The following is a 24,495-nucleotide window of genomic DNA, read 5'->3' as shown; positions in this document are numbered from 1 at the left end:
GACCATGAAAGGACAAGAGACTCGTGGCTTCCAGTCTGAAGTGAAACAACTTCTGCACCTGATGATCCACTCCCTCTACTCAAATAAAGAAATTTTCCTGCGTGAGCTGATCTCCAACGCCTCTGATGCGGCAGACAAATTGCGCTTCCGTGCATTGTCTCAGGCAGACCTGTATGAAGGTGACGGCGAGCTGCGCGTGCGTGTCTCTTTTGATAAAGAAAAACGTACCCTGACCATTGCCGACAACGGCATCGGTATGACGCGCGACGAAGCGATTGATCACCTCGGGACGATTGCAAAATCGGGTACCAAAGCGTTCCTCGAATCCATGGGTTCTGACCAGGCGAAAGATAGCCAGCTTATCGGCCAGTTCGGTGTGGGTTTCTACTCTGCCTTCATCGTGGCGGATAAAGTCACTGTGCGCACCCGTGCGGCAGGCGTGCCTGCTGATCAAGCGGTGTTCTGGGAATCTGAAGGCGCGGGCGAATACACCGTTGCGGATATCACCAAAGCCGATCGCGGGACTGAAATTACCCTGCATCTGCGCGAAGGCGAAGATGAGTTCTTAGACGACTGGCGCGTGCGTTCCACCATCAGTAAATATTCTGACCACATCGCACTGCCGGTTGAGATCGAAACCCGCGAAGAAAAAGATGGCGAAACCATCCTTGGCTGGGAAAAAATCAACAAAGCCCAGGCTTTGTGGACGCGCAGCAAGTCTGAAATCAAAGACGAAGAATACAACGAGTTTTATAAGCATGTGGCGCATGACTTCACCGACCCGCTGACTTATAGCCACAACCGTGTGGAAGGGAAGCAGGAGTACACCAGCCTGCTGTACATCCCGTCCCAGGCGCCGTGGGATATGTGGAATCGTGACCATAAACACGGCCTAAAACTGTACGTCCAGCGCGTGTTCATTATGGATGACGCTGAACAGTTCATGCCGAACTACCTGCGTTTCGTGCGCGGCCTGATAGATTCGAACGACCTGCCGCTGAACGTATCGCGTGAAATTCTGCAAGACAGCCGCGTGACGCAAAACCTGCGTAGCGCACTGACCAAACGCGTATTGCAGATGCTGGAAAAACTGGCGAAAGACGACAGCGAAAAATACCAGACCTTCTGGAAAAACTTCGGCCTGGTACTGAAAGAAGGCCCAGCTGAAGACACTGCGAACCAGGAAGCTATCGCTAAACTGCTGCGCTTTGCTTCAACTCACACGGACACTTCCGCGCAAACCGTTTCGCTGGAAGAGTACGTGTCGCGCATGAAAGAAGGGCAGGAGAAGATTTACTACATCACTGCCGACAGCTACGCCGCCGCGAAGAGCAGCCCGCATCTGGAATTGCTGCGTAAGAAAGGCATCGAAGTGTTGCTGCTTTCTGACCGCATCGACGAGTGGATGATGAGCTATCTGACCGAATTCGACGGCAAAATGTTCCAGTCAGTCAGCAAAACTGACGAGTCGCTGGAAAAAATGGCCGACGAAGAAACACCAGAAGCCAAAGAAGCTGAAAAAGCGCTGGAGCCGTTTGTAGACCGTGTGAAAACCCTGCTCGGTGAGCGCGTGAAAGAAGTGCGTCTGACGCACCGTCTGACCGACACGCCAGCTATCGTCACCACCGACAGCAACGACATGAGCACGCAAATGGCAAAACTGTTTGCCGCTGCGGGCCAGGCGGTGCCAGAAGTGAAGTACATTTTTGAGCTGAACCCGGATCACGGGCTGGTGAAACGCGTCGCGGACACCCAGGACGAAGCGCAGTTCGGCGAGTGGGTCGAATTACTGCTCGACCAGGCGCTGTTGGCTGAACGCGGTACGCTGGAAGATCCAAACCAGTTTATCCGTCGTATGAACCAGTTGCTGGCTTCCTAAGTTTTACCCCTCACTCTGGTTTTCTCCCTCTCCTGAGGGAGAGGGCCGGGGTGAGGGCATTTCAAATCAACTAACAGCGCTCACAAGCCCCGCTATTCTTGAGGTGAATACGCCTTTAATGGTAAGGTCATCGCCTCTGCTTTAAATAATCAAAAATCCAAACGAATGGGGAATTACGCAATGCGTATTATTCTGCTTGGCGCTCCGGGCGCAGGTAAAGGAACTCAGGCTCAGTTCATCATGGAGAAATACGGCATCCCGCAAATCTCCACCGGTGACATGCTGCGCGCCGCAGTCAAATCTGGCTCAGAGCTGGGCAAACAAGCAAAAGACATCATGGATGCCGGTAAACTGGTTACAGATGAACTGGTTATCGCTCTGGTTAAAGAACGTATTACCCAGGAAGATTGCCGCAACGGTTTCCTGCTTGATGGTTTCCCACGCACTATTCCACAAGCTGATGCCATGAAAGAAGCGGGCATCAACGTAGATGTGGTTCTGGAATTCGCCGTACCTGACGAACTGATTGTTGAGCGTATCGTTGGCCGTCGCGTACACGCGCCGTCTGGCCGCGTTTATCACGTCACCTTCAATCCACCGAAAGTGGAAGGTAAAGACGACGCAACAGGCGAAGAACTGACAACGCGTAAAGACGATCAGGAAGAGACCGTGCGTAAGCGCCTGGTGGAATACCATCAGATGACTGCTCCGCTGATCTCCTACTACAGCAAAGAAGCTGAAGCCGGTAACACCAAATACGTGAAAATCGACGGCACCCGTAAAGTGACCGAAGTGAGCGCTGAGCTGGCTAAAATCCTCGGCTAATCGGATTTTCGATTAAAAAATACCAGGACTTGTTCCTGGTATTTTTTTGCCCATTTTTCGGCCTTTCGCTGTAATCGGTTCTCCTGCGCTGCTTTTACGTTACAATTATCAGTAATTTGTTGATAAGGAGCGGAAATGAATCAGGAAAAAGTGGGTATTTTACTGGCAAACCTGGGTACGCCTGATGCACCTACTCCCGCTGCGGTGAAGCGCTATTTACGCCAGTTTCTCAGCGATAAGCGCGTTGTCGATACCCCACGTTTACTCTGGTGGCCGCTGCTGCGCGGCGTGATTTTACCGCTGCGTTCTTCACGTGTTGCCAAACTTTATCAGTCAGTATGGATGGATGAAGGCTCGCCGCTGCTGGTTTATAGCCGTCGTCAGCAGGTTGCACTTGCCGCGCAATTGCCAGATGTTCCCGTCGCACTCGGCATGAGTTATGGCACGCCATCGCTGAAAAGTGCGGTGGAAGAGTTGATGTCGCATCACGTCGATCACATTGTGGTACTGCCGCTGTATCCGCAATTTTCTTGCTCGACGGTCGCTGCGGTTTGGGATGAATTAGGGCGCATTTTTGCCGATTATCGTTCGCTACCGTCGATTTCCCTGATTCGCGATTATGCTGATGATGAGTCGTATATCAACGCGCTGGTGGCGTCTGTCAGAGAATCTTTTGCCAAACACGGCGAGCCGGATGTTTTGCTGCTCTCCTACCACGGTATTCCGCAGCGTTATGCCAACGAAGGCGATGATTACCCGCAGCGTTGCCGCGATACCACGCGCGAGTTGCTTTCCGCCCTCGAACTGCCGCCAGAAAAAGTGATGATGACTTACCAGTCGCGTTTTGGTCGCGAGCCATGGCTGATGCCTTATACCGACGAAACCCTGAAAATGTTGCCTGAAAAAGGGATAAAACATATTCAGGTTATGTGTCCTGGTTTCTCTGCTGACTGCCTGGAAACGCTCGAAGAAATCGCGGTACAAAACCGCGAAGTGTTCCTCGAAGCAGGCGGCACCAAATATGAATATATTCCAGCTCTGAATGACGACCCGGCTCATATCGCCATGATGATGAACCTGGTGCAGAAATATCGCTGATCTCGCTTAGGGCCGTTAATGTGCTACCATTTCCGGCCTGATTAGCGACTTTTGAACAACATCATGAAATTTCCCGGCAAACGTAAATCCAAACACTATTTCCCTGTAAACGCGCGCGATCCATTATTGCAACAGGTTCAGCCTGAAAACGAGACAGGAACTTCCTGGATAGTCGGGATAGACCAAACGCTGGTCGATATCGAAGCCAAAGTCGATGATGCGTTTGTTCATCGTTACGGTTTGAGTTTCGGTCACTCGCTGGTGATTGAAGATGATGTTGCAGAAGCGCTGTATCAGGAACTGGTGAAAAAAGATCTGATCACTCACCAGTTTGCCGGTGGCACCATTGGCAACACCATGCACAACTATTCGGTATTAGCCGACGATCGCTCCGTTTTGCTGGGCGTGATGTGCAGCAATATCGAAATTGGTAGCTATGCCTACCGCTACCTCTGCAACACCTCCAGCCGTACCGATCTCAACTACCTGCAAGGCGTGAATGGCGCGATTGGCCGCTGTTTTACGCTGATTGGCGAGCAGGGCGAACGGACATTTGCGATAAGCCCTGGCCACATGAATCAGCTTCGCGCCGAGAGCATCCCGGAAGAGGTGATCGCTGGCGCGTCTGCGCTGGTTCTGACTTCCTATCTGGTGCGCTGCAAAGATGGCGAGCCGATGCCGGAAGCCACCATGCAGGCCATCGCGTATGCGAAAAAGTACAACGTTCCGGTGGTGCTGACGCTCGGCACAAAATACGTTATCGCGGAAAACCCGGAGTGGTGGCAGGCGTTCCTCAAGGAACACGTCTCTATTCTGGCGATGAACGAAGAAGAAGGGCTGGCGCTTACGGGCGAAAACGACCCGCTGCTGGCGGCTGATAAAGCGCTGGATTGGGTTGATTTAGTGCTCTGTACCGCCGGACCTGTGGGCTTATATATGGCGGCCTTTACTGAAGAATCAGCAAAACGCACCACCCAGCATCCATTGCTGCCGGGCGCGATTGCTGAGTTTAACCAGTACGAATTTAGCCGTGCGATGCGCCATAAAGATTGCCAGAACCCGATGCGTATTTTCTCGCACATTGCGCCATACATGGGCGGGCCTGAGAAAATCATGAACACCAATGGCGCGGGCGATGGCGCACTGGCGGCACTGCTGCATGATATTACGGCGAATAACTATCACCGCTCCAACGTGCCTAATTCCAGCAAACACCAGTTTACGTGGCTGACCTATTCGTCTTTGGCTCAGGTGTGTAAATACGCTAACCGCGTGAGTTATCAGGTGCTGAATCAGCACTCTCCGCGCCTGACGCGTGGTCTGCCAGAGCGCGAAGATAGCTTAGAAGAGTCTTACTGGGAGCGTTAATTAAACGCTCTCACCCTAACCCTCTCCCCCAGGAGAGGGAACTGTACGGTTTTCCCCTTCCTCCCTATGGGAGAAGGTCGGGATGAGGGGGAACTCACACCACCGGCTTATGCAACAACCCCATCATCGTATTCGCGATTTCACGCTCACCCATCACCACCCGATTGGCGCCGCGTTCGGTAATGTAATCTACTTCGTCGTCATAATGCGCGCGGGCAATAATCTCGATGTCCGGGCATTTGGTGCGAGCAGTCGCGACGATTTCACCGGCTTCGTAACCGTTGGGGATGGTCAGCAATAACCAGCGGGCGCAATCAAGATGCGCAAGATTCATGATCTCTTCATTGGCCGCATTTCCCAGCACCGCCCGAATCCCGCGCTCACGCAGTTCATCAACGCGGCTGCGGGAGGTTTCAATCACCACCAGTGGAATGCCCTGCGCCATTAATTTCTCGCCCAGCAAACTCCCCACACGCCCAAACCCAACCAGCAGGGCATGATTGCAAATATCGACCGGAATTTGCTTCTCGTCTTCGATAGCCTCTTCCAGCGTCTGCTCTTCCAGCGTTTCCGTTTTAGCCAGGTAGCGCTCAAGAATCACAAACAAAATCGGGTTGAGCATAATCGACAGAATCGCCCCGGCCAGCACCAGATTTTGCCCGGTTTGTGGCAGCAGATTCAACGCCATGCCCAGGCCTGCGAGAATAAAGGCGAACTCGCCAATCTGCGCAAGGCTGGTGGCGACGGTTAATGCGGTACGTTGCGAGTGGCCGAACAGGCGTACCAGGAGGAATGCGGCGAGGGATTTACCAAATACGATAATCGCCACGGTGCCCAGCACGGCGAGCGGTTCCTGAATCAAAATCATCGGGTCGAATAACATTCCGACCGAAACAAAGAACAGCACCGCGAACGCGTCGCGCAGCGGCAGCGTGTCGTGCGCCGCGCGGTGGCTGAGTTCAGATTCGTTGAGCACCATACCGGCGAAGAACGCACCGAGTGCAAAGGAAACATCAAACAGTTCAACAGCGCCAAAAGCGATACCCAGCGCCAGCGCCAGAACCGCCAGAGTGAACAGCTCGCGCGAACCGGTTGCAGCACTTCGCGCCAGAATCCACGGCACCAGGCGGCGGCCAACAATCAGCATAATCGCAATAAACGCCACGACTTTGCCGATGGTTAAACCCATATCGAGCGATAAGGTCGCGAGGCCCACGTCACCTTTTTCCATCATTCCGGCAACGGCGGGCAGCAGAACCAGGGTCAGCACCATCACCAGATCTTCAACAATCAGCCAGCCAATAGCGATTTGACCGCGCTGGCTGTCGATTAATTGCCGTTCCTCAAGGGCGCGTAGCAGCACCACGGTACTGGCGGTGGAAAGACACAGGCCAAACACGATGCCGGTCATCAGCGACCAACCCATCAGCGATGAAAGCGCCATACCCAACAGCGTCGCCACAGCAATTTGGGCGATAGCGCCGGGAATGGCGATGGCCTTTACCGCCATCAAATCCTTCAGAGAGAAATGCAAACCGACGCCAAACATCAGCAAGATAACGCCCAGTTCAGCTAATTCGGGCGCCAGTTTAGTATCTGCGACAAAGCCTGGCGTAAAAGGGCCGGCCAGTACCCCAGCTAATAAATAGCCCACCAAGGGTGATATACGAAGTTTGTTGGCGAGCATACCGAGCAAAAAGGCCAGTACCAGGCCGCCGACAATGGTGGTGATAAGCGGGGTGGCGTGATGCATTCCGTCTCCTTTCGAGGTTAATCAGATCCAATATGTCCAAAATATAACATTTAGTTTATGACAATTTTTTAAACGATGTGTGTGTTAAATAGATAGTTTCTTTAGAAAAGGCGCATTTAGACAAAAATAGGTGCCTGACGGGTGTTTTGTACGTTTAATTTAGGAAAGGTCTGGCGGAATGTGTAGGTGGTGAAGGGCCAGAGAGTTTCTCCGGCCCTTATAACTATGACTTATGACGATAGTCAGGCAGGAATATGGTCAATATGCCGAGAAGTGGCAGGAAAGCACATATTTTATAGACTAATTCGATACTTGTATGGTCGGCAACCAGGCCCAGTACCGCGGCCCCCAAGCCACCCATACCAAACGCAAAGCCGAAGAACAGCCCGGAAACCATGCCGATACGTCCAGGCATTAGCTCTTGCGCATAAACCAGAATGGCCGAAAATGCAGAGGCAAGAATAAAGCCGATGATCACCGTCAGAATCCCCGTCCATTCCAGGGAGACATACGGCAAGAACAGGGTGAATGGTGCGACGCCAAGAATTGAACCCCAAATCACGTATTTACGGCCAATCTTATCCCCAACCGGCCCGCCAATAACCGTCCCCGCCGCTACCGCAAACAGGAAGGCAAACAGATGGAACTGGGCATTTTGCACCGACAAACCAAATTTGTGCATCAGGTAGAAGGTGTAATAGCTGCTGATACTCGCCATATAAAAATACTTAGAGAAAATCAGCACCAGTAAAACAGACACCGCCTGAATCACTTTCTTGCGCGGTAGCGGGTTCGCCACCGGAGCGGCAGTTTTGCCCTTCGTCATACGATGCTGTGCGGCGTACCAACGGCTGATTTGCAACAACACGATAATCGCCAGCAGGGCTGCGAGCACGAACCAGCCGACGTTACCTTTACCGTATGGCGCGATAATCAGCGCAGCCAGCAATGGCCCTAACGAGCTACCAAAGTTGCCGCCCACCTGGAAGAGTGACTGCGCAAGGCCATGACGGCCACCGGATGCCATACGAGCCACGCGGGAAGATTCCGGGTGGAATACCGATGAGCCTGTGCCAACAAGACCCGCCGCCAGCAGCACCATCGGGAAACTGCCCGCCATGGCGAGGATAACCAGGCCGCAAAGTGTGAAGCACATACCAATCGGCAACGACCACGGCATCGGGTATTTGTCGGTGTAGTATCCTACCACCGGCTGGAGTAGCGATGATGTCACCTGGAAGGTGAGCGTGATCATCCCAATTTGCACAAAGCTTAGCGAAAACTCGCTTTGTAGCAGCGGGTAGAGCGCCAGAATAAGCGACTGAATCATATCGTTGAGCAAATGGGAGAGGCTAATTGCCCCCAGAATGCCAAACGCGGTGCGAGCCTTTTGCGGCTCCGTTGACGCGAGAGTTTGTTCCGAGATTGCCATAAATACCTGTAATTATTGAATTGATTGTTTTTTAACCCAGTTCACTGATGGAACCGTAGGAAATCATTACCCCGCTAACATACCTGCAGGAAAGGGACGAAGAAAGTCACAAGAGTGAAAAGTTATTTGTCTATGCTAGTAGGGTTCTGCTATTGGTGCGAAAGCATTTATTAAATATGGAGATTTGCGATGAAGTTCGTAGTGAAAGGGGTGACCACCGCGTTGCTAATGGCAGTCAGCTTAACCAGCGCATCTGCACTGGCCTGGGAAAAAGATAAAACTTATAACATCACCATTTTGCACACCAACGATCACCACGGTCATTTCTGGCGTAATGAACACGCTGAATATGGCCTGGCAGCACAAAAAACTCTGGTGGATAGCATTCGTAAAGAGGTGGCAGAAAAGGGCGGCAGCGTGCTGTTGCTGTCCGGGGGGGATATTAACACCGGCGTTCCTGAGTCCGATTTGCAAGATGCGGAACCTGATTTCCGTGGCATGAACCTGATTGGTTACGATGCGATGGCTATCGGCAACCACGAGTTCGACAAGCCGCTGACGGTTTTACGCCAACAGGAAAAATGGGCAAAATTCCCGCTGCTTTCGGCCAACATTTACCAGAAAAGCACCGGAGAGCGTCTGTTTAAACCGTGGGCTATTTTCAAGCCGCAGGGCATTAAAATCGCCGTTATCGGTTTAACCACCGACGACACGGCGAAAATTGGTAATCCGGAAAACTTCACCGATATCGAATTCCGTAAACCGGCTGACGAAGCAAAACTGGTGATTCAGGAACTGCAATCCACTGAAAAACCGGACGTGCTGATCGCCGCAACGCACATGGGTCACTACGATAATGGCGATCATGGTTCAAACGCGCCAGGCGATGTCGAGATGGCTCGTAGCCTGCCTGCGGGTGCGCTGACGATGATTGTCGGCGGGCATTCGCAAAACCCGGTCTGTATGGCAGCGGAAAACAAAAAGCAGGTTGATTACGTGCCGGGTACGCCATGTGCACCAGACCAGCAAAACGGCATCTGGATTGTTCAGGCGCACGAGTGGGGTAAATATGTGGGCCGCGCGGATTTCGAATTCCGTAACGGCGAGATGAAACTGGTGCATTACCAGCTGATCCCTATCAACCTGAAAAAGAAAATCACCTACGATAACGGGGAAAGTGAGCGCGTGCTCTACACGCCACAAATCCCGGAAAACCAGCAAATGCTCTCCTTGCTGACGCCATTCCAGAACAAAGGTCAGGCGCAACTGAACGTAAAAGTGGGTAGCGTAAACGGCCACCTGGAAGGGGATCGCAGCAAAGTGCGTTTCGTACAAACTAACCTGGCGCGTCTGCTGCTGGCGGCACAAATGGACCGTACCGGTGCTGATTTCGCGGTAATGAGCGGCGGTGGTATTCGCGATTCGATTGAAGCGGGCGACATCACGTATAAAGATGTCCTCAAGGTTCAACCGTTTGGCAACACGGTGGTTTATACCGATATGACCGGTAAAGAAGCGACGGATTATCTGAGTGCGGTAGCGCAGAAAAAACCTGATTCTGGCGCCTATCCTCAGTTCGCGAACGTCAGCTTTGTGGCAACCGCTGCGGGTCTGCAAGATTTGAAAATCAAAGGTGAACCGATTGACCCGGCAAAAACCTACCGTATGGCGACGCTAAACTTTAACGCCTCCGGTGGTGATGGTTATCCGGCTATTGATAAAAAACCGGGTTACGTAAACACCGGTTTTGTGGATGCAGAAGTGCTGAAACAGTACATCGAGAAGAATTCTCCGCTCGATGTAAATGCTTTCGAGCCGAAAAGCGAGGTGAGCTGGCAGTAGGTTTTCCCCTCACCCCGGCCCTCTCCCCCAGGAGAGGGAGTAAAGAAGTGATCCCCTCTCCTGGGGGAGAGGGTTAGGGTGAGGGCGAATTATTTCAACGGCAACAAAATATCCGTCTGCTGCGCATGTTCCGGGTGGTTTTTATCCAGTTCCAGGTAGCGGAAATAGACCGGGAAATCACGCAACTCCTCACCGCTGTTTGGCAACCACTGGCGGTAAAGATAGTAAACGCTATCGCTGATTCGCTCATAAGCGCCAACATGCCGAACCACCGCACAACGCCCACCGGGCAGCTTTTTGCTGATAACGCCCTGTGGATTTTCAGGCACCAGGCCGTTAGCCTCCGGGATTAGCTCGCCACACACATCAAAACGAAACTCTTCACCCGGCGTAGTGGCGGGATCGCTGTAAGGCACACCGTACGTTCCTTGCGTGAGGTAGTCCGAAAGCCCTGATTCTTTGCGCCATTCGATAAAACTTGCGACCGTATTATTGACGCGCATCGGGTCGCCAAGATGTTCCAGCACCGCGACATCCATCGGTTCGACAGTAATAATTTTCACGTCCATATTTTCTAACCTCTGCTGATTTTCCCGTCCGGGAAATTGAAAATGTACTTGCCAGTCAACCCACACGGGATCTTTGCGGAACTCGCCGGGGGTCAGGCCGAAAGTGTTTTTGAAGGCACGGGAAAATGATTCAGGATTTTCAAATCCGGCATCCAGGGCAATATTAATCACTCTTTCCTGCGGATGGCTCACCAACCGGAAAGAGGCTCGTTTCAGCCGCATTAACGTGACGTAACGGCTAATACTGATGCCGCAGAATTGACTGAATTGCCGATGGAAATGAAAACGCGAAAAACAGGCCACTTCGCTCAGTTGCTCGACGGTTAACGGGCTATCAAGATGCTGTTCAATATAGGCAAATACTTGCTCAAAACGTCGGGCGTAAAGCTGGTGTCTGTCTTTTTTCATTGTTCCTCCCTCAAGGCATTCACTTTGCCAGTCACTCGTTGCGCCGTCCTGACTGAAATTGCTCTTTTAGGAGGAGTATACCCGTCATACTTCAAGTTGCATGTGCGTTGGCTTTCCTCGCTCACCCCAGTCACTTACTTAAGTAAGCTCCCGGGGATTCACTGCGTCGCCGCCTTCCTGCAACTCGAATTATTTTGGGTATAAACCGTTAATCGCGGCGGGCTATTTCGGCAAAAGTAGCCTTCAGCAGTTTTGCCAGATCGGCCGCAGCCAGTTCGATATCCAGCCCACGCTTGCCGCCTGAAACATAGATTGACGAAAATGCCTGAGCCGCAGCGTCAATAACCGTAGGCAGCAGTTTTTTCTGCCCCAGCGGGCTGATGCCGCCAACCAGATAGCCGGTAATCCGCTGCGCGACCATGGGGTCAGCCATATCCACTTTTTTCGCGCCCAACGCTTTAGCGACTTTTTTTAAGTCGAGCTGCCCGGAAACAGGGGTCACGGCGACCGCCAGATGTTTCATATCACCGTTAATAGCCACGAGCAGCGTTTTGTACACTTGCTCTGCATTGAGGCTGAGTTTACGCACCGCCTCATCGCCAAAATTAGTTTCGCTCGGATCGTGGTCATAAGCATGTAACTGAAATGGAACACGGTTTTTTTCGAGAAGTTTTACTGCGGGTGTCATGTCACCTTCTTAGTGCTTTTGTCTGTAAAACGCACAAATAATGAAGCTGAGTAATATATTTTTTAATTACTATACTGTCAGCTAATAGTGATAGCGTTAATCGTCACATTGAGCGACAATTCTTGAACTGGTTGTTTATTCGACCAGCATAATTACAACAATATAGAAATTCCTCTTTGACGGGCCGATAGCGATATTGGCCGTTTTTTTATCCCCGTTTTTTAGGGGCATTTTTCAATAGGTCCGGCAAATTACCCTCCCCATAAAGATGTAGCGCACCGACGGCGACGACGTAGCGTCCGGCAGGTAACTGCTGCAAAAAATGTTGCCACTCAAGATTACGCCGATGCATAAGAACATCGTATAGCTCATCGCCAAACGTATTGGGCAGTGCCACATTCCCACGCTGCGGCGGAGTTTCCAGCCACCAGCTAATCATCATTTGCAGCAGGCGCGCATTGGTGTGCCAGTGGGTCAACGTATCGGTTAGCAGCGGCATTCCGCCATTGGGCAAACGGGTGAGAATATCAATCTGATGTTCAGCGCCCTCAAGCTCGATCACCGGGATTGCCATGGCTTTAGCCGCTTCCAGCATCTGAAAATCTATCCCGTAATTCGCCCGTAACCCCAGACGCTGCGCCTGATGAGCTTGCAGCACCAGCGCAATTTGCCAGGCGGGTTGGGTTTCAATCTGGCTCAGGGGAATATCCAGTTCCTGAATTAACGACACCACTTGCGCCCAGTTTTCGGCAGACAAGCGCTGTTCGAGAGGAAGCTCATTGGATTGTTGCGGGAAAGGAGAACCACTTTGGGTGATATCAGCTTCGACAATCAGCGCATCCGCGTCCCTTAGTTTGTCGATGAGCTTGTCGGACAGCGGCGACATATCGCGCGTGCCCATGTGAATACTGCCAACCAGATGCAGATGGCGATCGCCGGGCAGAACAATATCCAGAGCAGGCCAGGGATAATGGGGAGTTGAAAGGCTTGAAAACAATGCGGTAATTCGCGATAGCAGACCCATTTGCAGATTCCCTGGCTAAAAAGTCATGCTACCGCTGCGATGAGTCGGGTGCAAATTTCCCCACGGTTTTTACACCGTGGGGAAGACATTTAATCTTTCGGTTTAAAACGCAACAAACGGTTGGCGTTACTGACCACTGTAATCGACGACAGTGCCATCGCCGCGCCTGCCACGACCGGGTTGAGCAGCGTTCCGGTCAGCGGATACAAAATCCCGGCGGCAATTGGGATCCCCAGCGTGTTGTAGATAAACGCGCCTACCAGGTTCTGCTTCATGTTGCGCAGCGTGGCTTTGGAAATCGCCAGCGCATCGGCGACACCCACCAGACTGTGGCGCATCAGGGTAATTGCCGCGGTTTCGATAGCGACATCGCTGCCGCCACCCATGGCAATCCCCACTTCAGCTTGTGCAAGCGCGGGCGCATCGTTTATCCCGTCACCGACCATCGCGACCTGGCGGCCCTGTTGTTGCAGCTTTTTAATCGCTTCGGCTTTGCCGTCCGGCAATACGCCTGCAATCACTTCGTCGATGCCTGCTTCTCTAGCGATGGCGTTAGCGGTCGTTGGGTTATCGCCGGTCAACATCACCAGGCGATAGCCGTTACGATGCAAGCGTTGCAGCGCGCTGACGCTATCGGCACGAAGCGGGTCACGAATCGCAAACAGTGCCACGAGTTTGCCGTCGACTGCCAACAGAACCGGTGTAGCGCCACGGCTTGCCTGGGCTTCAATCTCTGCATCCATGGTTGTGGTATCGACGTTTTGTTCAACCAGCAGCGCTTTGTTCCCGAGTAATAACTGACGCCCTTCGGTTTCACCGCTAACACCCAGCCCACGCAAAGTGCGGAACGCATTCACCTGCGGCAATTCCACGCCTGCGGTTTTATCGAGAATCGCACGTGCCAGCGGGTGGCTTGAGCCTTGCTCCAGTGCGCCTGCCAGCCTTAATGCCTCACTCTCTGACCAGTTGATGTCAGTGCTAATCGCGACAACCTGCGGCTTGCCTTCGGTCAGCGTGCCGGTTTTGTCAAACACGATGGTATCGAGCGTACTGGCGCGTTGCAGGGCATCGGCATCACGCACCAACACGCCAAACTCTGCAGCACGACCCACTCCAGAAATAATCGACATCGGCGTTGCCAGGCCGAGCGCACAAGGACAGGCAATAATCAGCACCGTCGTGGCAATCACCAGCGTATACACGATTTGTGGTGCCGGGCCGAAGAAGTACCAGATAGCGGCGCTAAACAGCGCAATCAACACCACAACCGGAACAAATACCGCTGAGATTTTATCCGCGAGTTGGCCGATTTCCGGCTTGCTGCTTTGTGCCTGGCGCACCATACGAATGATGCGTGAAAGCGTTGTATGGTTGCCGGTGGCGGTGGCGCGGAACAATACGCTGCCATCTTGCACCACGGTGCCCGCATGAATCGGTTCGTCGTTCGATTTTTGCTGCGGCACCGGTTCTCCGGTCAGCATCGCTTCATCAAACCACGCCTCACCCTGGGTGATTTCCCCATCAACCGGCACGCGATCACCAGTGGTTAAACGCAGAATCATGCCTGCGGTCACTTCTGCCAGCGGCAGCGTCTTTTCACCTTCTTCGGTGACGACGCGCGCCGTCGGCGGGGTTAAATCCAACAGGCGCTCCAGCGCTTTAGATGAGCGTTGGCGCGCGCGTTGTTCCAGCATGTGCCCGAGGTTTATCAGGCCGATAATCATGGCGCTGGCTTCGTAGTAAAGGTGGCGAGCTTCCATCGGGAAGTGCTGTGGCCAGATATTCACGGTAATGGAATAAATCCACGCCGCACCGGTTCCCAGCGCCACCAGCGTGTCCATGGTAGCGGTTTTATTGAGCAAACTGCGCCATGCGCTGCGGTAGAAGTGCCCACCGGCGAAGACCATCACGCCCAAAGTGACCAGGCCGATTGCCAACCATATTGAACGGTTGTCATCGGTGACCATCATGTTGTCGCCAAACATTCCCCAAATCATGACCGGGATGCCGACGGCCAGCGCCAGAATCGCCTGCCAGCGGAAGCGTTTCACGGCGGCGTTGGCGGTTTCTTGCTGGCGTTCGCGGCGTTTTGCATCGTCTTCGATGGCTTCAGCGCCATATCCAACACTTTCCACCGCTTTAACTAAAGATTCAGCGGAGGCAGTGCCCATAATCAGGGCGCTGCGCTCGGCAAGGTTTACCCGCGCAAGGCTGACACCAGGGACGTTTTGCAACGCACTTTGTACCCGGGTCACGCAACTTGCACAGCTCATCCCGTTGATCAACAACTGTTGGCTATCGTCGTTATCTTCGGTGGCTGTCGGAAGCGAGGGATTAGCCGCTGTCAGTGCTTCCGACGGGATTGATGACTCTGTCAGCGGATCAGACTTTGGGTGGCTGGCCGCTGTCGCTTCGTACCCGGCTTGTTTCACGGTGTTGATAAGCTCATCAACGGATGCCGTTCCGGTTACGCTGGCGTGAGTTTGTGTGACATCAGCCTGCTCAACGTCAAGGCGCTGCTCCAGGCTTTCTTTAACGCGTTTGACGCAGTGGCCACAGGTCAAACCATCAAGGTTTAGATCGATAACATGAGACATTTTCAGACTCCTTTTTTGAAAGTAAGGTAAGCGTAAACCTTCCCCTCAGGGGAAGGTCAAGCGATAACCCCGTCATATCTCGAATTACCTTTTTCCTGCGTTTCGCCCTGTTCAGGGGATATCCTGGCTACGCGTTTGCGCGGTTGCGGATAACTGCCCCAATATCCCGGTGTTCGCCAGCAGGCTTAATCGTGCGGATTGCCACTCGGCAATAGCCTGAATGCGCTGCTGCTGGGCGTCTGCCAGCGCGCTTTGTGCGTTCAAAACCTCAAGAATATCCGCCACATTTTTATCATAGCGACGACGTGATGAATTCACGCTGGCCTGGGCTGCATCCAACAATTGTTGGCTAACGCTCAACACGCTAAGCGCGGTTTTCGCATCGGCCCAGGCTTTCACCACGTCTGTCAGAATGTGCGCGGTAGTGTCTTCAAGCTGGGCTTCGCTTTGTTCGGCCTGCGCCTGTGCTTCCTGAATTTTATAGTGGCGGCTAAAGCCATCGAACAACGGAACAGATACGGTCAGGCCGATGTCTTTGTCTGTCTGGTTGAGGCTAGACAGCCCCTGGTTTGGAAAACCGTTGCGCGAGATATGCGCCGTCATATCCAGCGTTGGCAGGCCATCCGATCGCACCTGAATGATTTTATCTTTATCGGCCTGCCATTTTGCCCTTGCCTGCGCAATGGCCGGGTGGCGGCTTTCCGCCTGTTTCAACCACTGGTTGAGGTCATGAATATCCGAAGGATTAACCTGCTCCGGTTGCGCGGGTAAATGGATATCCGTGGTGAGGTCGATCCCCATCGCCTGCTTGAGAAGTGCGAGGTTTTTTTGATAATCCCCCCTGGCGTGGATGGCGTTAAGCTGCGCTTTTGCCAGCGCCGTTGCGGCTTGCAGCGTATCGTCCTGGGTGGTGGCCCCTTTAGTTTCACGGCGTTGAGCCACGCTTAATGTTTGCATCGCAAGCTGCGCAATGTGTTGGCGTGCATCCATCACCGCCTGGCTGGTCATGGCTTCAAACCAGCTTTGAATCACCGATGCCATGGTTTTTTGTAATGCCGCATCATGCCCGGCAAGTGCGGCAAGCAACATTTCGTTAGCGGCTTCACGGTTTGCACTGCGCCCGCCAAAATCGAATAAGCGCCAGTTTAGCGAACCGTAATACTGGTTGCCGATACTGGTAGAAGAGGGCTGGCGCGCCCCAGAAGAATAAGTCGTGGTGTCTTTAAGACGGCTGACAGAACCGTTAATCGTGGGCAGGTACGCCGCACGGGCTTCACCGACCACCCCGCTTTGCATCTTAATTTCTGCCCAGGTCGCGCGGATTTGCGGGTTGTTGCAAAGCGCCGTGTCTACGGCGTCGGTCAGCGCCAGCGGATGAGAAAAATCCACCGCACTTGCACAGTCGATGCGGCTTGAGTCCGGCAGCGTTGCACCCTCTTGTAATTGCACAGGCTGCGCCAGTAATGGGTCGTCCAGCATGTCGCTTGCCGCAGGCTCCATCCACGAACCAAGCAGACACAGCGCGATTAAAACCTTGTTAGCGTTCATTCAGGCTCTCATGCGTGTGTTGAATCAAAGGGGAGAGGAAGTATTCGATAACCCGACGGCTGCCGGTTTTAATTTCAATGGAGGCGCTCATGCCGGGTTTCAGCGGCGAAGGTTCGCCGTCGATATCTATGGTTTTGTTGTCCAGCCTGACGTGAATTGCGTACTGAGAATTTTGCGGTTTCTGTGCGTTATCGCTTTGACGACTTTGCGGGTTTTCGCCTGGATTACCGGCCCCTGCGTTCATTGCATCGCGCGAAACATAACTCACTTCCCCCTGCATCATGCCGTATTTTGTGTAATCAAACGCCTCGATTTTAACCGCGGCATTCTGACCTTTATGAATAAAACCGATGTCTTTGTTTTCGACAATCGCTTCGATTTCAATTTGGTTTTGCTGAGGCACAATTAACATTAGGGGCTGCGCGGCGGTAACTACGCCGCCAATGGTATGCACCGCGAGTTGTTGAACGGTGCCATCAACGGGGGCGGTAAGCTGCAACTGAGTTTTATGCGCAGTCGCTCGTTGAACATCCTGAAGCGCTTCGGCCTGCTGCTTTAACCCTTCTGCGAGTTGATCTTCCGTTTTCTTGCGCGTATCGGTAATAAACGATTCGAGCTGATGGCGCGCGTCGGCAAGCTTGCCTTCAAGCTCAATTTTGTCCTGCTCTTTCTCCTGCCATGATGAAACCGAAACATCATGATTGCGGGCGAGTTCTTTGTAGTTTTCCGCCCGGCTGCGCACGATAGGTAATTGCAGGTTGTAGCGGTTTATTTCTCCGGCTGACTCCGCTATTCGGCTGGCAAAATTTTGCCACTGGCTATCAAGCAGATGGCGAGCGTCCGCAACCTTTTCGGGGGCAATCATCTCGACATGAGTTAGCGCAATAAATGTGTTGGCATTAATCGAAGCAAGCAGGGCGCGCGAGCGCTCGACCTGTAATGTCGCCATATCCACACTGACCTGCGCGCGGTTTTTCTCATGATCAATCATATGCGTATCCAGCAGAACGAGCGGTTCTCCGGCGTGCACCGTTTGCCCGTCTTGCACATAGATTCGCTCCACGCGTGCCGTTTCTACGGAGGCGATAGTTTTGGTATGAGACGAGGGGATGATTTTCCCACTCGAAGAAACGATGATATCGACTTTGCCAAATACCGCCCAAAGCAGCATAAAGACAATTAAGATCATTAAGATACGCCCCGTCCAGCGCGCGGTAGGCGAGACAGGTGCCAGTTGCAACGCCAGGGCTGCGGGCAAAAAATCTGCCTCATTGGCTTTTAATGATGGCGGCGTCAGACTGCGGCGCTGCTTCCAGAAATAGGCAAAGTGGCTGCGATAATGTTGCACTAAATCACGCCAGGCAAGGTAACGGAGTTTCAGGCTCATACGCTGGCCGCCTCTTTTGCTGTGCCTTGTTGCAGCGCATATAAATGTGCATAGATTCCATCAGGTTGCTGGATAAGCTCATCGTGATGGCCGACTTCGGCAATTTGCCCGCGCTCCATCACCACAATACGGTTGGCTTCTCGCACCGCAGAAAGACGGTGTGCAATGATAAGCACCGTTCGGCCTGCGCAAATGCGGCGCATATTGTCCTGAATGATCTTCTCGGACTCATAATCCAGGGCGCTGGTGGCTTCATCAAAAATCAGAATTCGTGGGTTTGAGATTAACGCCCGGGCTATTGCGATGCGCTGGCGTTGCCCGCCAGAAAGGCCCGCACCCTGTTCACCCACCATCGTGTCGTAGCCTTCTGGTAATTCACAAATGAACTCGTGTGCGCCCGCGAGCTTCGCCGCTTCTATCACCGCTTCGATGGGCAACGTCGGGTTGGTGAGCGCGATATTGGCGCGAATAGAACGGTTAAACAGGTTGTTTTCCTGCTGGACAACGCCAATCTGGTGTCTGAGCGAGGTGGTGTTGATGACCGCCAAATCGTGCCCGTCCAGCAGCACGCGACCCCGTTCGGGGATGTATAGCCGCTGCACCAGTTTTGTCAGCGTGCTTTTTCCTGAACCAGAACGACCCACAATACCAATAACTTCTCCGGGTTTAATCGCAAGGCTGACCTGACGCAGAACCTCCGCCGCATCAGGGCGATAGCGAAATGAAACCTGATCGAATTCAATCGCTCCGGATAATTTCGGCAGGGGCGATTTCTGGTCAACAACCTCTGGGTGAGCGTTTAAAATATCCCCCAGGCGACTCATAGAAATGCCGACCTGCTGAAAGTCATTCCATAACTGAGCTAAACGTAAAATCGGCTGGGAGACCTGGCCGGAAAGCATATTGAATGCCACTAAAGCCCCCACGGTCAGTTGGTTATCAATGACCAGACTGGCACCTATCCACATAATTGCGGCGGTGACGAGCTTGCTAATCAATGTGATAGCGCCATTGGTAATGGTTGAAATATTGGTCGCGGACAGTCCTGAAGTCACATAACCCGCCAGTTGGTCATCCCAGTTTTTAACCCAGCGAGGTTCGACGGCCATGGCTTTTACGGTGTCGATATTGCTGATGGTTTCAACCAGAAAGGATTGGTTTTCAGCGGATTTGTTGAATTTTTCGTTCAGGCGGTGGCGTAATATCGGTGTGAATATGACTGATAAAAAGACGTAAAGCGGGATGGAAGCGATGACGATAAAGGTTAATTTGACGCTGTAGCTGAACATCACCGCCAGGAAAACGAATGAAAAAAGGATATCGAGCACCACGGTGATGGCGTTGCCCGTCAGAAACGAGCGGATATTTTCCAGTTCGCGCACGCGCGCGACAGAGTCCCCGACGCGACGGCTCTGAAAATAGGCAATCGGCAAATTGAGCATATGGCGAAATAAGCGCGCACCCAGTTCTACGTCGAGCTTACTGCTGGTGTGGGCAAATACCCACGTACGAATACCGCTGAGTAGCGCTTCAAATATATTTGCCGCCACCAGGCCAATGGCTACCACATGCAGGGTTTTCATCGCATGGTTAACCAATACTTTATCCATGACGACCTGGAAGAAAAGGGGGGTTACCAGACCAATGAATTGCAGCACCAGGGAAATGAGCATAATTTCCCCAAGAATACGCCGGTATTTAACCATTGCCGGAATAAACCAGGTGAAATCAAACCTGGCTAACGTCCCGCTGAAATTTACTTTGCTCGCGAAATAAATGACTTCACCTGTCCAGAGTTCTTGTAAGTCATCGACAGAAATAAACTCAGGAGGACTATTTTCATATTGAATCAGCAGGCGGGGTTTTGCGATTTGACTATCATTTTTACTGCCTGGGTCATATTTACCCAGTATAAAATATCGACCATCACTGTTCTTTGCCACCGCAGGTAAAACGGCCTTATCCAGTCGCCGCGCATCCTGGCGGACAACTTTGGTCTTTAGCCCTAAAGAGTCTGCCGCCAGCAATATAGCCTGTTGCCCGAACACGGGTTGTCCGCTGGGTGATATTTCCATGTGGCCGGCGAATTTATGCTGAAGGTTTATTTTATCGACCGCAACCTGATGAAAGGCTCCGATAACCTGCAAACAGAAAAAACCACTATCCATGGGATACCGCCGACGACAAAGATGTCATATTAATTAACAAGTTTTTCACTATATGAGGAGGGATATAAAATATCCGCGATTAAATAACACAGGTCGCCTGGGTTGTAAAATATCTATTTAATCGGGAATTGAGTATTTTTGGATATACCAGGTTAATTTTTGAGGTGTGGGGTTGTTAACTTTAGACAAGGTTTATGTGCTTTATTTAACACTTGAGTTTCATGGTTTTGTTATTTAACGGCTTTTTGATCAGAAAAAAGTCAAATATGTTTTGATTGGTAAAAGCTGATTGTAAGTTGTAAATATAGAATTGGTTTTAAATGTCTATATTCATCTTTTAGCCTGGTGCTTGTTCTGAAAATAAAGCTGATGATAAATATTTTGATTGATAATATTTATGCGAATGCCTCTGTGTCTATTTCTTATGAAAATAGATATGTCATTCAATCAAATAAATCCTGACCTATCTATTGGTTTTATTTTAGTCGAAATAAAGACTCATTCCGGCAAGAGGAAAAACTGTGCCTGATTCAATACAAAACAACCCTGCAATGCCCGATCTTAATTCAATTGGTTCATGGAGCCAGGCCGACTACCAGTGCCTGACCGCTGATTTTGTCAGTAAGATGACCCCGGACCAAATCCATCAAATGGCGCATACCTCGTGGATGCCAGATGCGGCGGCTGCCGGATTCACACCTGAAATGGTGCAAAAAATTAGTATCAGTATGTATTGGTTTACTCCCGGCTGGCTCAATAATCTCAGCACTGAGGCGCTACAAGCCCTTACGCCGACTCAAATGGGGCAGTTCACCGCGAATACGCTTTGTGGTGTGGATGCCAGCCATTTGTCCGATTTCACACCTGCTCAAGTTGCGGCGATGGGCTGCAGCTTTTACTGGTTCGATGCGAAATGGATGAATAGCTTATCTCTTCCGGCATTCCAGGCGATTACGGCTCAACAGCTTACCGAGCTTCTTGGCACCAGTCTTACCGGTGTGGATAGCCAACATGCGGGGGCGCTGACGGTCGAGCAGATTTCAAACTGGAAATCGACCTTTTACTGGTTCTCTTCTGGTTTCTTAAACAACCTGAGTGTCGAAACATTCCGCGCCATCAGCGCCGATCATCTTAACGAAGTCACCACGGCGAATTTTGCGCAGCTCGATAACGAACACATTGCTGCAATCTCGGCTGATACTTTTAATAAGCTTGAGAACGGTTACTTTTCAGCGTTAACAGCACAACAGGTCACCGCAATTTCAGATTTGAATGCTCTGAGCAGCGCCCAGTTTGGCTTGTTAAATATTTCAGGGTTATCAGTTTCGGCGCTTAGCAGCCTGACGCAAAAGGAATCCTCAGCACTCACTGCACACCAGCTTTCTACTCTCAGCACTGAGCAATTTACTGGGCTTAATGTTTCCGGGCTTTCCCTTTCGGCCATCAGCGGCATGTCTAAAGAAGTGTACGAGAAGTTTACGCCTCAGCAGGTGGCCACATTAAGCCCTGAGCAAATCGGTGCAATGGCGCACACTTCATGGTTGCCGGATGCAACCGGCACCGCCTTTAAACCGCAGCAGGTTCAAAGCATTGCTATCAGCATGGGTTACTTCAGCGTGGCATGGCTAAATAACCTGAGCATTGAAGCATTGCAGGCGTTGACGCCGAAGCAGGCAAGCCAGATTTCCAATGCCACATTAGCGGGTCTGGATAATAAACACCTGCATGCATTAACTGCCGATCAGATTGGCGGAATGAATAATTTTGGCAGCCTGAGCAGTGCTCAGTTTGGTTTATTAGATATTTCCAAATTGCCTGATTCAATGTTCAACTATTTCAGCAAACAGGAATATTCAGGGCTTACCGCCGGACAAATTTCCACCTTAAGTGCCGATCAAATTAATGCCATGTGGCATGCGGCCTGGATGCCGGATGATGCTGCTTCCGGCTTTACGGTCGAGCAGATTCAAAATTGCACGCAGAACTTTTATTGGTTCACGCCAGGCTGGTATAACAGTTTAAGTACCGAGGCGATGCAAGGAATTACTGCCGAACAGTTTACTCATATTGAAGCGAATGTTTTTACCCAATGGGATAACCAGCATCTGGCAGTATTAACCGCAGAGCAGGTTGCACATGCACCCCATATTAGTAATTTGACCAGCGACCAATTCGGTTATTTAGATATTTCAAAGCTTCCTGTCTCCACCATTGAACAGTTGTCCAAAACGGAATATCAGGGGCTGACAGCGAAGCAAGTTTCGACGTTAAGTGCTGAACAAATTCAGGCATTGCAGCATTTCGACTGGATCCCGGCGGCGGCGGCCCATGGGTTCACAACGGCACAAATGGCGGGCTTCGGCAGTGATTTATCGTTGCTCCCTGCGGTCTTCCTCAACAATCTGGATACTGCATCCTTTGCGGCCTTAACCTCGGAACAACTGGGGACGTTGAATCCTGTTGCCTTTGCAGGGCTGGATTATCAACACTTCTGGGCCATTAATGATTTATCTGCACTGAGCAATTTAATATCGTCATTGTCCACCGATCAGCTGCTAACCGTTTCGCAACTGATGTCCGTCGAGCAACTGGCCCAGTTGCCAGAAAGCCAGAATTTGCTCATTAGCACTTCTGTGGAAACCGGGACTTCGCTGGTCAATAACATGAGCGACCCGGCACTGAAAGTGTTGATGCACAATGCAATGACAAACGATGCCTCGTTGTTCAGCTTCCAGACCATTGAATCTGTGCTTAAAGATTTCGCCTCACAGATAAACGGCAACCTCAGTGCAAGCCAGTACAGCGACATAAAAAATTATGTTCAGGAAATTGGCAATGTCTGTGGGACTGACTCGGCAATCTATTCCCTGGTGAACGGGCTGATTGGCACCAATGGCGCATCGGTTTACTGGAGTGCTACGGGGAAAGGCGAGCGAATTGGCAGCCTGAATGAAGGCTCATCAGTCGCGCAATTTAACCAGTTAATTTCTACCTGGTTTGATGGTGCGAACGACCCGAAATCTTCTTCATCTGATCATGTTGATGGGCGCCCCGTGTTCGCAAAAGGTGGCCCGACAATTAATGACATTCAGCAGGGAGGAGTCGGGGATTGTTCGCTTCTTTCCGCGCTTCAGGCGGTTGTGGAAACGGCACCTGATTTCATCAAGTCAATGATCGTTCAGAACCCAAATGATACCTACAGCGTGCGTTTCTTTAAAGAAGGCGTGGCGCATTGGGTCACCGTAGATGGCAATGTTGATGGTAGCGGCACAAGTTCAGCAAACTCAAGTTGGGGGGCGATTATTGAACGTGCGGTTGTTGATTTTGAAGCGACTTATTTGAATGAAGTGAATGACTACTCAAGTCTGCCTGGTGGTTTTGACAAGTTGCAAGAAATAACCGGTGACACCAACACAACGTTCAGAGCGGTATATACAACCGAGGAAAAATGGAATACCACAGATTTTGATCTGCTGAAAACCGCGGTACTCAACGGTCAACCTGTACAATTTTCCAGTTGGGAGAGCTCACAAAATGCCGATACAGGGCAAACCAATCTTGTCGGTGCGCACGCATTTGCGATTATCGGTTTTGACGACGTAACGAATGATTTTATTCTCACCAATCCGTGGGGCGCTTTCCGCAACGATAATGTGCAGGGAACATTTGAAGCCTCAATGGATCAAATGTGGCAGGGTGGCAATTACAGTACAGGGATTGCTATCGTGAATTCAAACGGAACGGCTGACGCTGCTGGTCAACTTGTTCACGCGATGGCTGCGATGAACACATCTCCTTCTGCAGTGCTCTCCACGGCTGCGTTACCCGTCAATGTGAATAACGGCACCCTTGCCGCTTCACATGCCTGATAATTAAGTATTCATATCCCTGTCTTTAATGATGGGGATA

Annotated in this window: 15 protein-coding genes; 6 read left to right on the top strand and 9 right to left on the bottom strand. The window is 51.6% G+C overall.

What is annotated here, in order from left to right; all coding sequences use genetic code 11:
* Positions 1 to 4: 4 nt before the first annotated feature.
* The 4 genes from htpG (at position 5) to DY231_RS17850 (ending at position 5,170) form a co-directional block, all read left to right on the top strand.
* Positions 5 to 1,879, top strand: a complete 1,875-nt coding sequence (gene htpG / locus DY231_RS17865) for a molecular chaperone HtpG (protein ID WP_115631885.1) — start codon at positions 5 to 7, stop codon at positions 1,877 to 1,879.
* 180 nt (positions 1,880 to 2,059) lie between these two features.
* A complete protein-coding gene (gene adk / locus DY231_RS17860; protein ID WP_034458097.1) occupies positions 2,060 to 2,704 on the top strand; it encodes an adenylate kinase in 645 nt (214 codons plus the stop codon).
* Positions 2,705 to 2,839: 135 nt separating this feature from the next.
* Positions 2,840 to 3,802, top strand: coding sequence for a ferrochelatase (gene hemH / locus DY231_RS17855; RefSeq protein WP_115630452.1), 963 nt, complete (start codon positions 2,840 to 2,842; stop codon positions 3,800 to 3,802).
* A gap of 63 nt (positions 3,803 to 3,865) precedes the next feature.
* Positions 3,866 to 5,170, top strand: a complete 1,305-nt coding sequence (locus DY231_RS17850; protein ID WP_115630449.1) for an inosine/guanosine kinase — start codon at positions 3,866 to 3,868, stop codon at positions 5,168 to 5,170.
* 94 nt (positions 5,171 to 5,264) lie between these two features.
* Here DY231_RS17850 and ybaL read toward each other — a convergent pair whose 3' ends face one another.
* Together ybaL and DY231_RS17840 are read right to left on the bottom strand one after the other, a co-directional pair.
* On the bottom strand, positions 5,265 to 6,923 hold the full coding sequence (gene ybaL, locus DY231_RS17845; protein WP_115630447.1) for a YbaL family putative K(+) efflux transporter: 1,659 nt from the start codon (positions 6,921 to 6,923) through the stop codon (positions 5,265 to 5,267).
* 223 nt (positions 6,924 to 7,146) lie between these two features.
* Entirely contained in the window at positions 7,147 to 8,355 is a 1,209-nt protein-coding gene (locus DY231_RS17840) for an MFS transporter (RefSeq protein ID WP_034493762.1), read from the bottom strand.
* Between the two features lie 189 nt (positions 8,356 to 8,544).
* On the opposite strand from DY231_RS17840, the gene ushA reads away from it, so the two are divergent.
* Positions 8,545 to 10,197: a bifunctional UDP-sugar hydrolase/5'-nucleotidase UshA gene (gene ushA / locus DY231_RS17835; protein WP_115630445.1), complete on the top strand. Its 1,653-nt coding sequence runs from the start codon at positions 8,545 to 8,547 to the stop codon at positions 10,195 to 10,197.
* An 89-nt stretch (positions 10,198 to 10,286) separates the two neighbouring features.
* On the opposite strand, the gene DY231_RS17830 is transcribed toward ushA, so the two are convergent.
* The 7 genes from DY231_RS17830 to DY231_RS17795 form a co-directional block, all read right to left on the bottom strand.
* Positions 10,287 to 11,174, bottom strand: coding sequence for an AraC family transcriptional regulator (locus tag DY231_RS17830; protein WP_115630443.1), 888 nt, complete (start codon positions 11,172 to 11,174; stop codon positions 10,287 to 10,289).
* A gap of 208 nt (positions 11,175 to 11,382) precedes the next feature.
* Positions 11,383 to 11,862, bottom strand: coding sequence for a Cys-tRNA(Pro)/Cys-tRNA(Cys) deacylase YbaK (gene ybaK / locus DY231_RS17820; RefSeq protein ID WP_115630441.1), 480 nt, complete (start codon positions 11,860 to 11,862; stop codon positions 11,383 to 11,385).
* Between the two features lie 208 nt (positions 11,863 to 12,070).
* Positions 12,071 to 12,886 carry a TraB/GumN family protein gene (locus DY231_RS17815; protein ID WP_115630439.1) on the bottom strand — a complete coding sequence of 272 codons (816 nt, stop codon included), beginning with the start codon at positions 12,884 to 12,886 and terminating at the stop codon, positions 12,071 to 12,073.
* A gap of 89 nt (positions 12,887 to 12,975) precedes the next feature.
* Positions 12,976 to 15,483, bottom strand: a complete 2,508-nt coding sequence (copA, locus tag DY231_RS17810; RefSeq protein WP_115630437.1) for a copper-exporting P-type ATPase CopA — start codon at positions 15,481 to 15,483, stop codon at positions 12,976 to 12,978.
* 111 nt (positions 15,484 to 15,594) lie between these two features.
* Positions 15,595 to 17,031, bottom strand: a complete 1,437-nt coding sequence (locus DY231_RS17805; protein ID WP_218568342.1) for a TolC family protein — start codon at positions 17,029 to 17,031, stop codon at positions 15,595 to 15,597.
* Positions 17,021 to 18,418 carry an HlyD family type I secretion periplasmic adaptor subunit gene (locus DY231_RS17800; protein ID WP_172588706.1) on the bottom strand — a complete coding sequence of 466 codons (1,398 nt, stop codon included), beginning with the start codon at positions 18,416 to 18,418 and terminating at the stop codon, positions 17,021 to 17,023. The genes DY231_RS17805 and DY231_RS17800 overlap by 11 nt, the downstream gene beginning before the upstream one ends.
* Complete coding sequence (locus DY231_RS17795; RefSeq protein WP_115630435.1) at positions 18,415 to 20,586, bottom strand: type I secretion system permease/ATPase; 2,172 nt, start codon at positions 20,584 to 20,586, stop codon at positions 18,415 to 18,417. Before DY231_RS17795 ends, DY231_RS17800 begins: the two co-directional genes overlap by 4 nt.
* A gap of 521 nt (positions 20,587 to 21,107) precedes the next feature.
* Between DY231_RS17795 and DY231_RS17790 the strand changes: the two genes are divergently transcribed.
* The gene (locus DY231_RS17790; protein WP_115630433.1) at positions 21,108 to 24,455 is read left to right on the top strand and encodes a C2 family cysteine protease; all 3,348 of its coding nucleotides are present in this window, start codon (positions 21,108 to 21,110) and stop codon (positions 24,453 to 24,455) included.
* Positions 24,456 to 24,495 lie beyond the last annotated feature (40 nt).

Source organism: Buttiauxella agrestis, assembly GCF_900446255.1.
Lineage (GTDB): Bacteria > Pseudomonadota > Gammaproteobacteria > Enterobacterales > Enterobacteriaceae > Buttiauxella > Buttiauxella agrestis.
The sequence above is the reverse complement of the archived record's forward strand: the minus strand, read 5'-3'. Positions and strand labels throughout refer to the sequence as shown.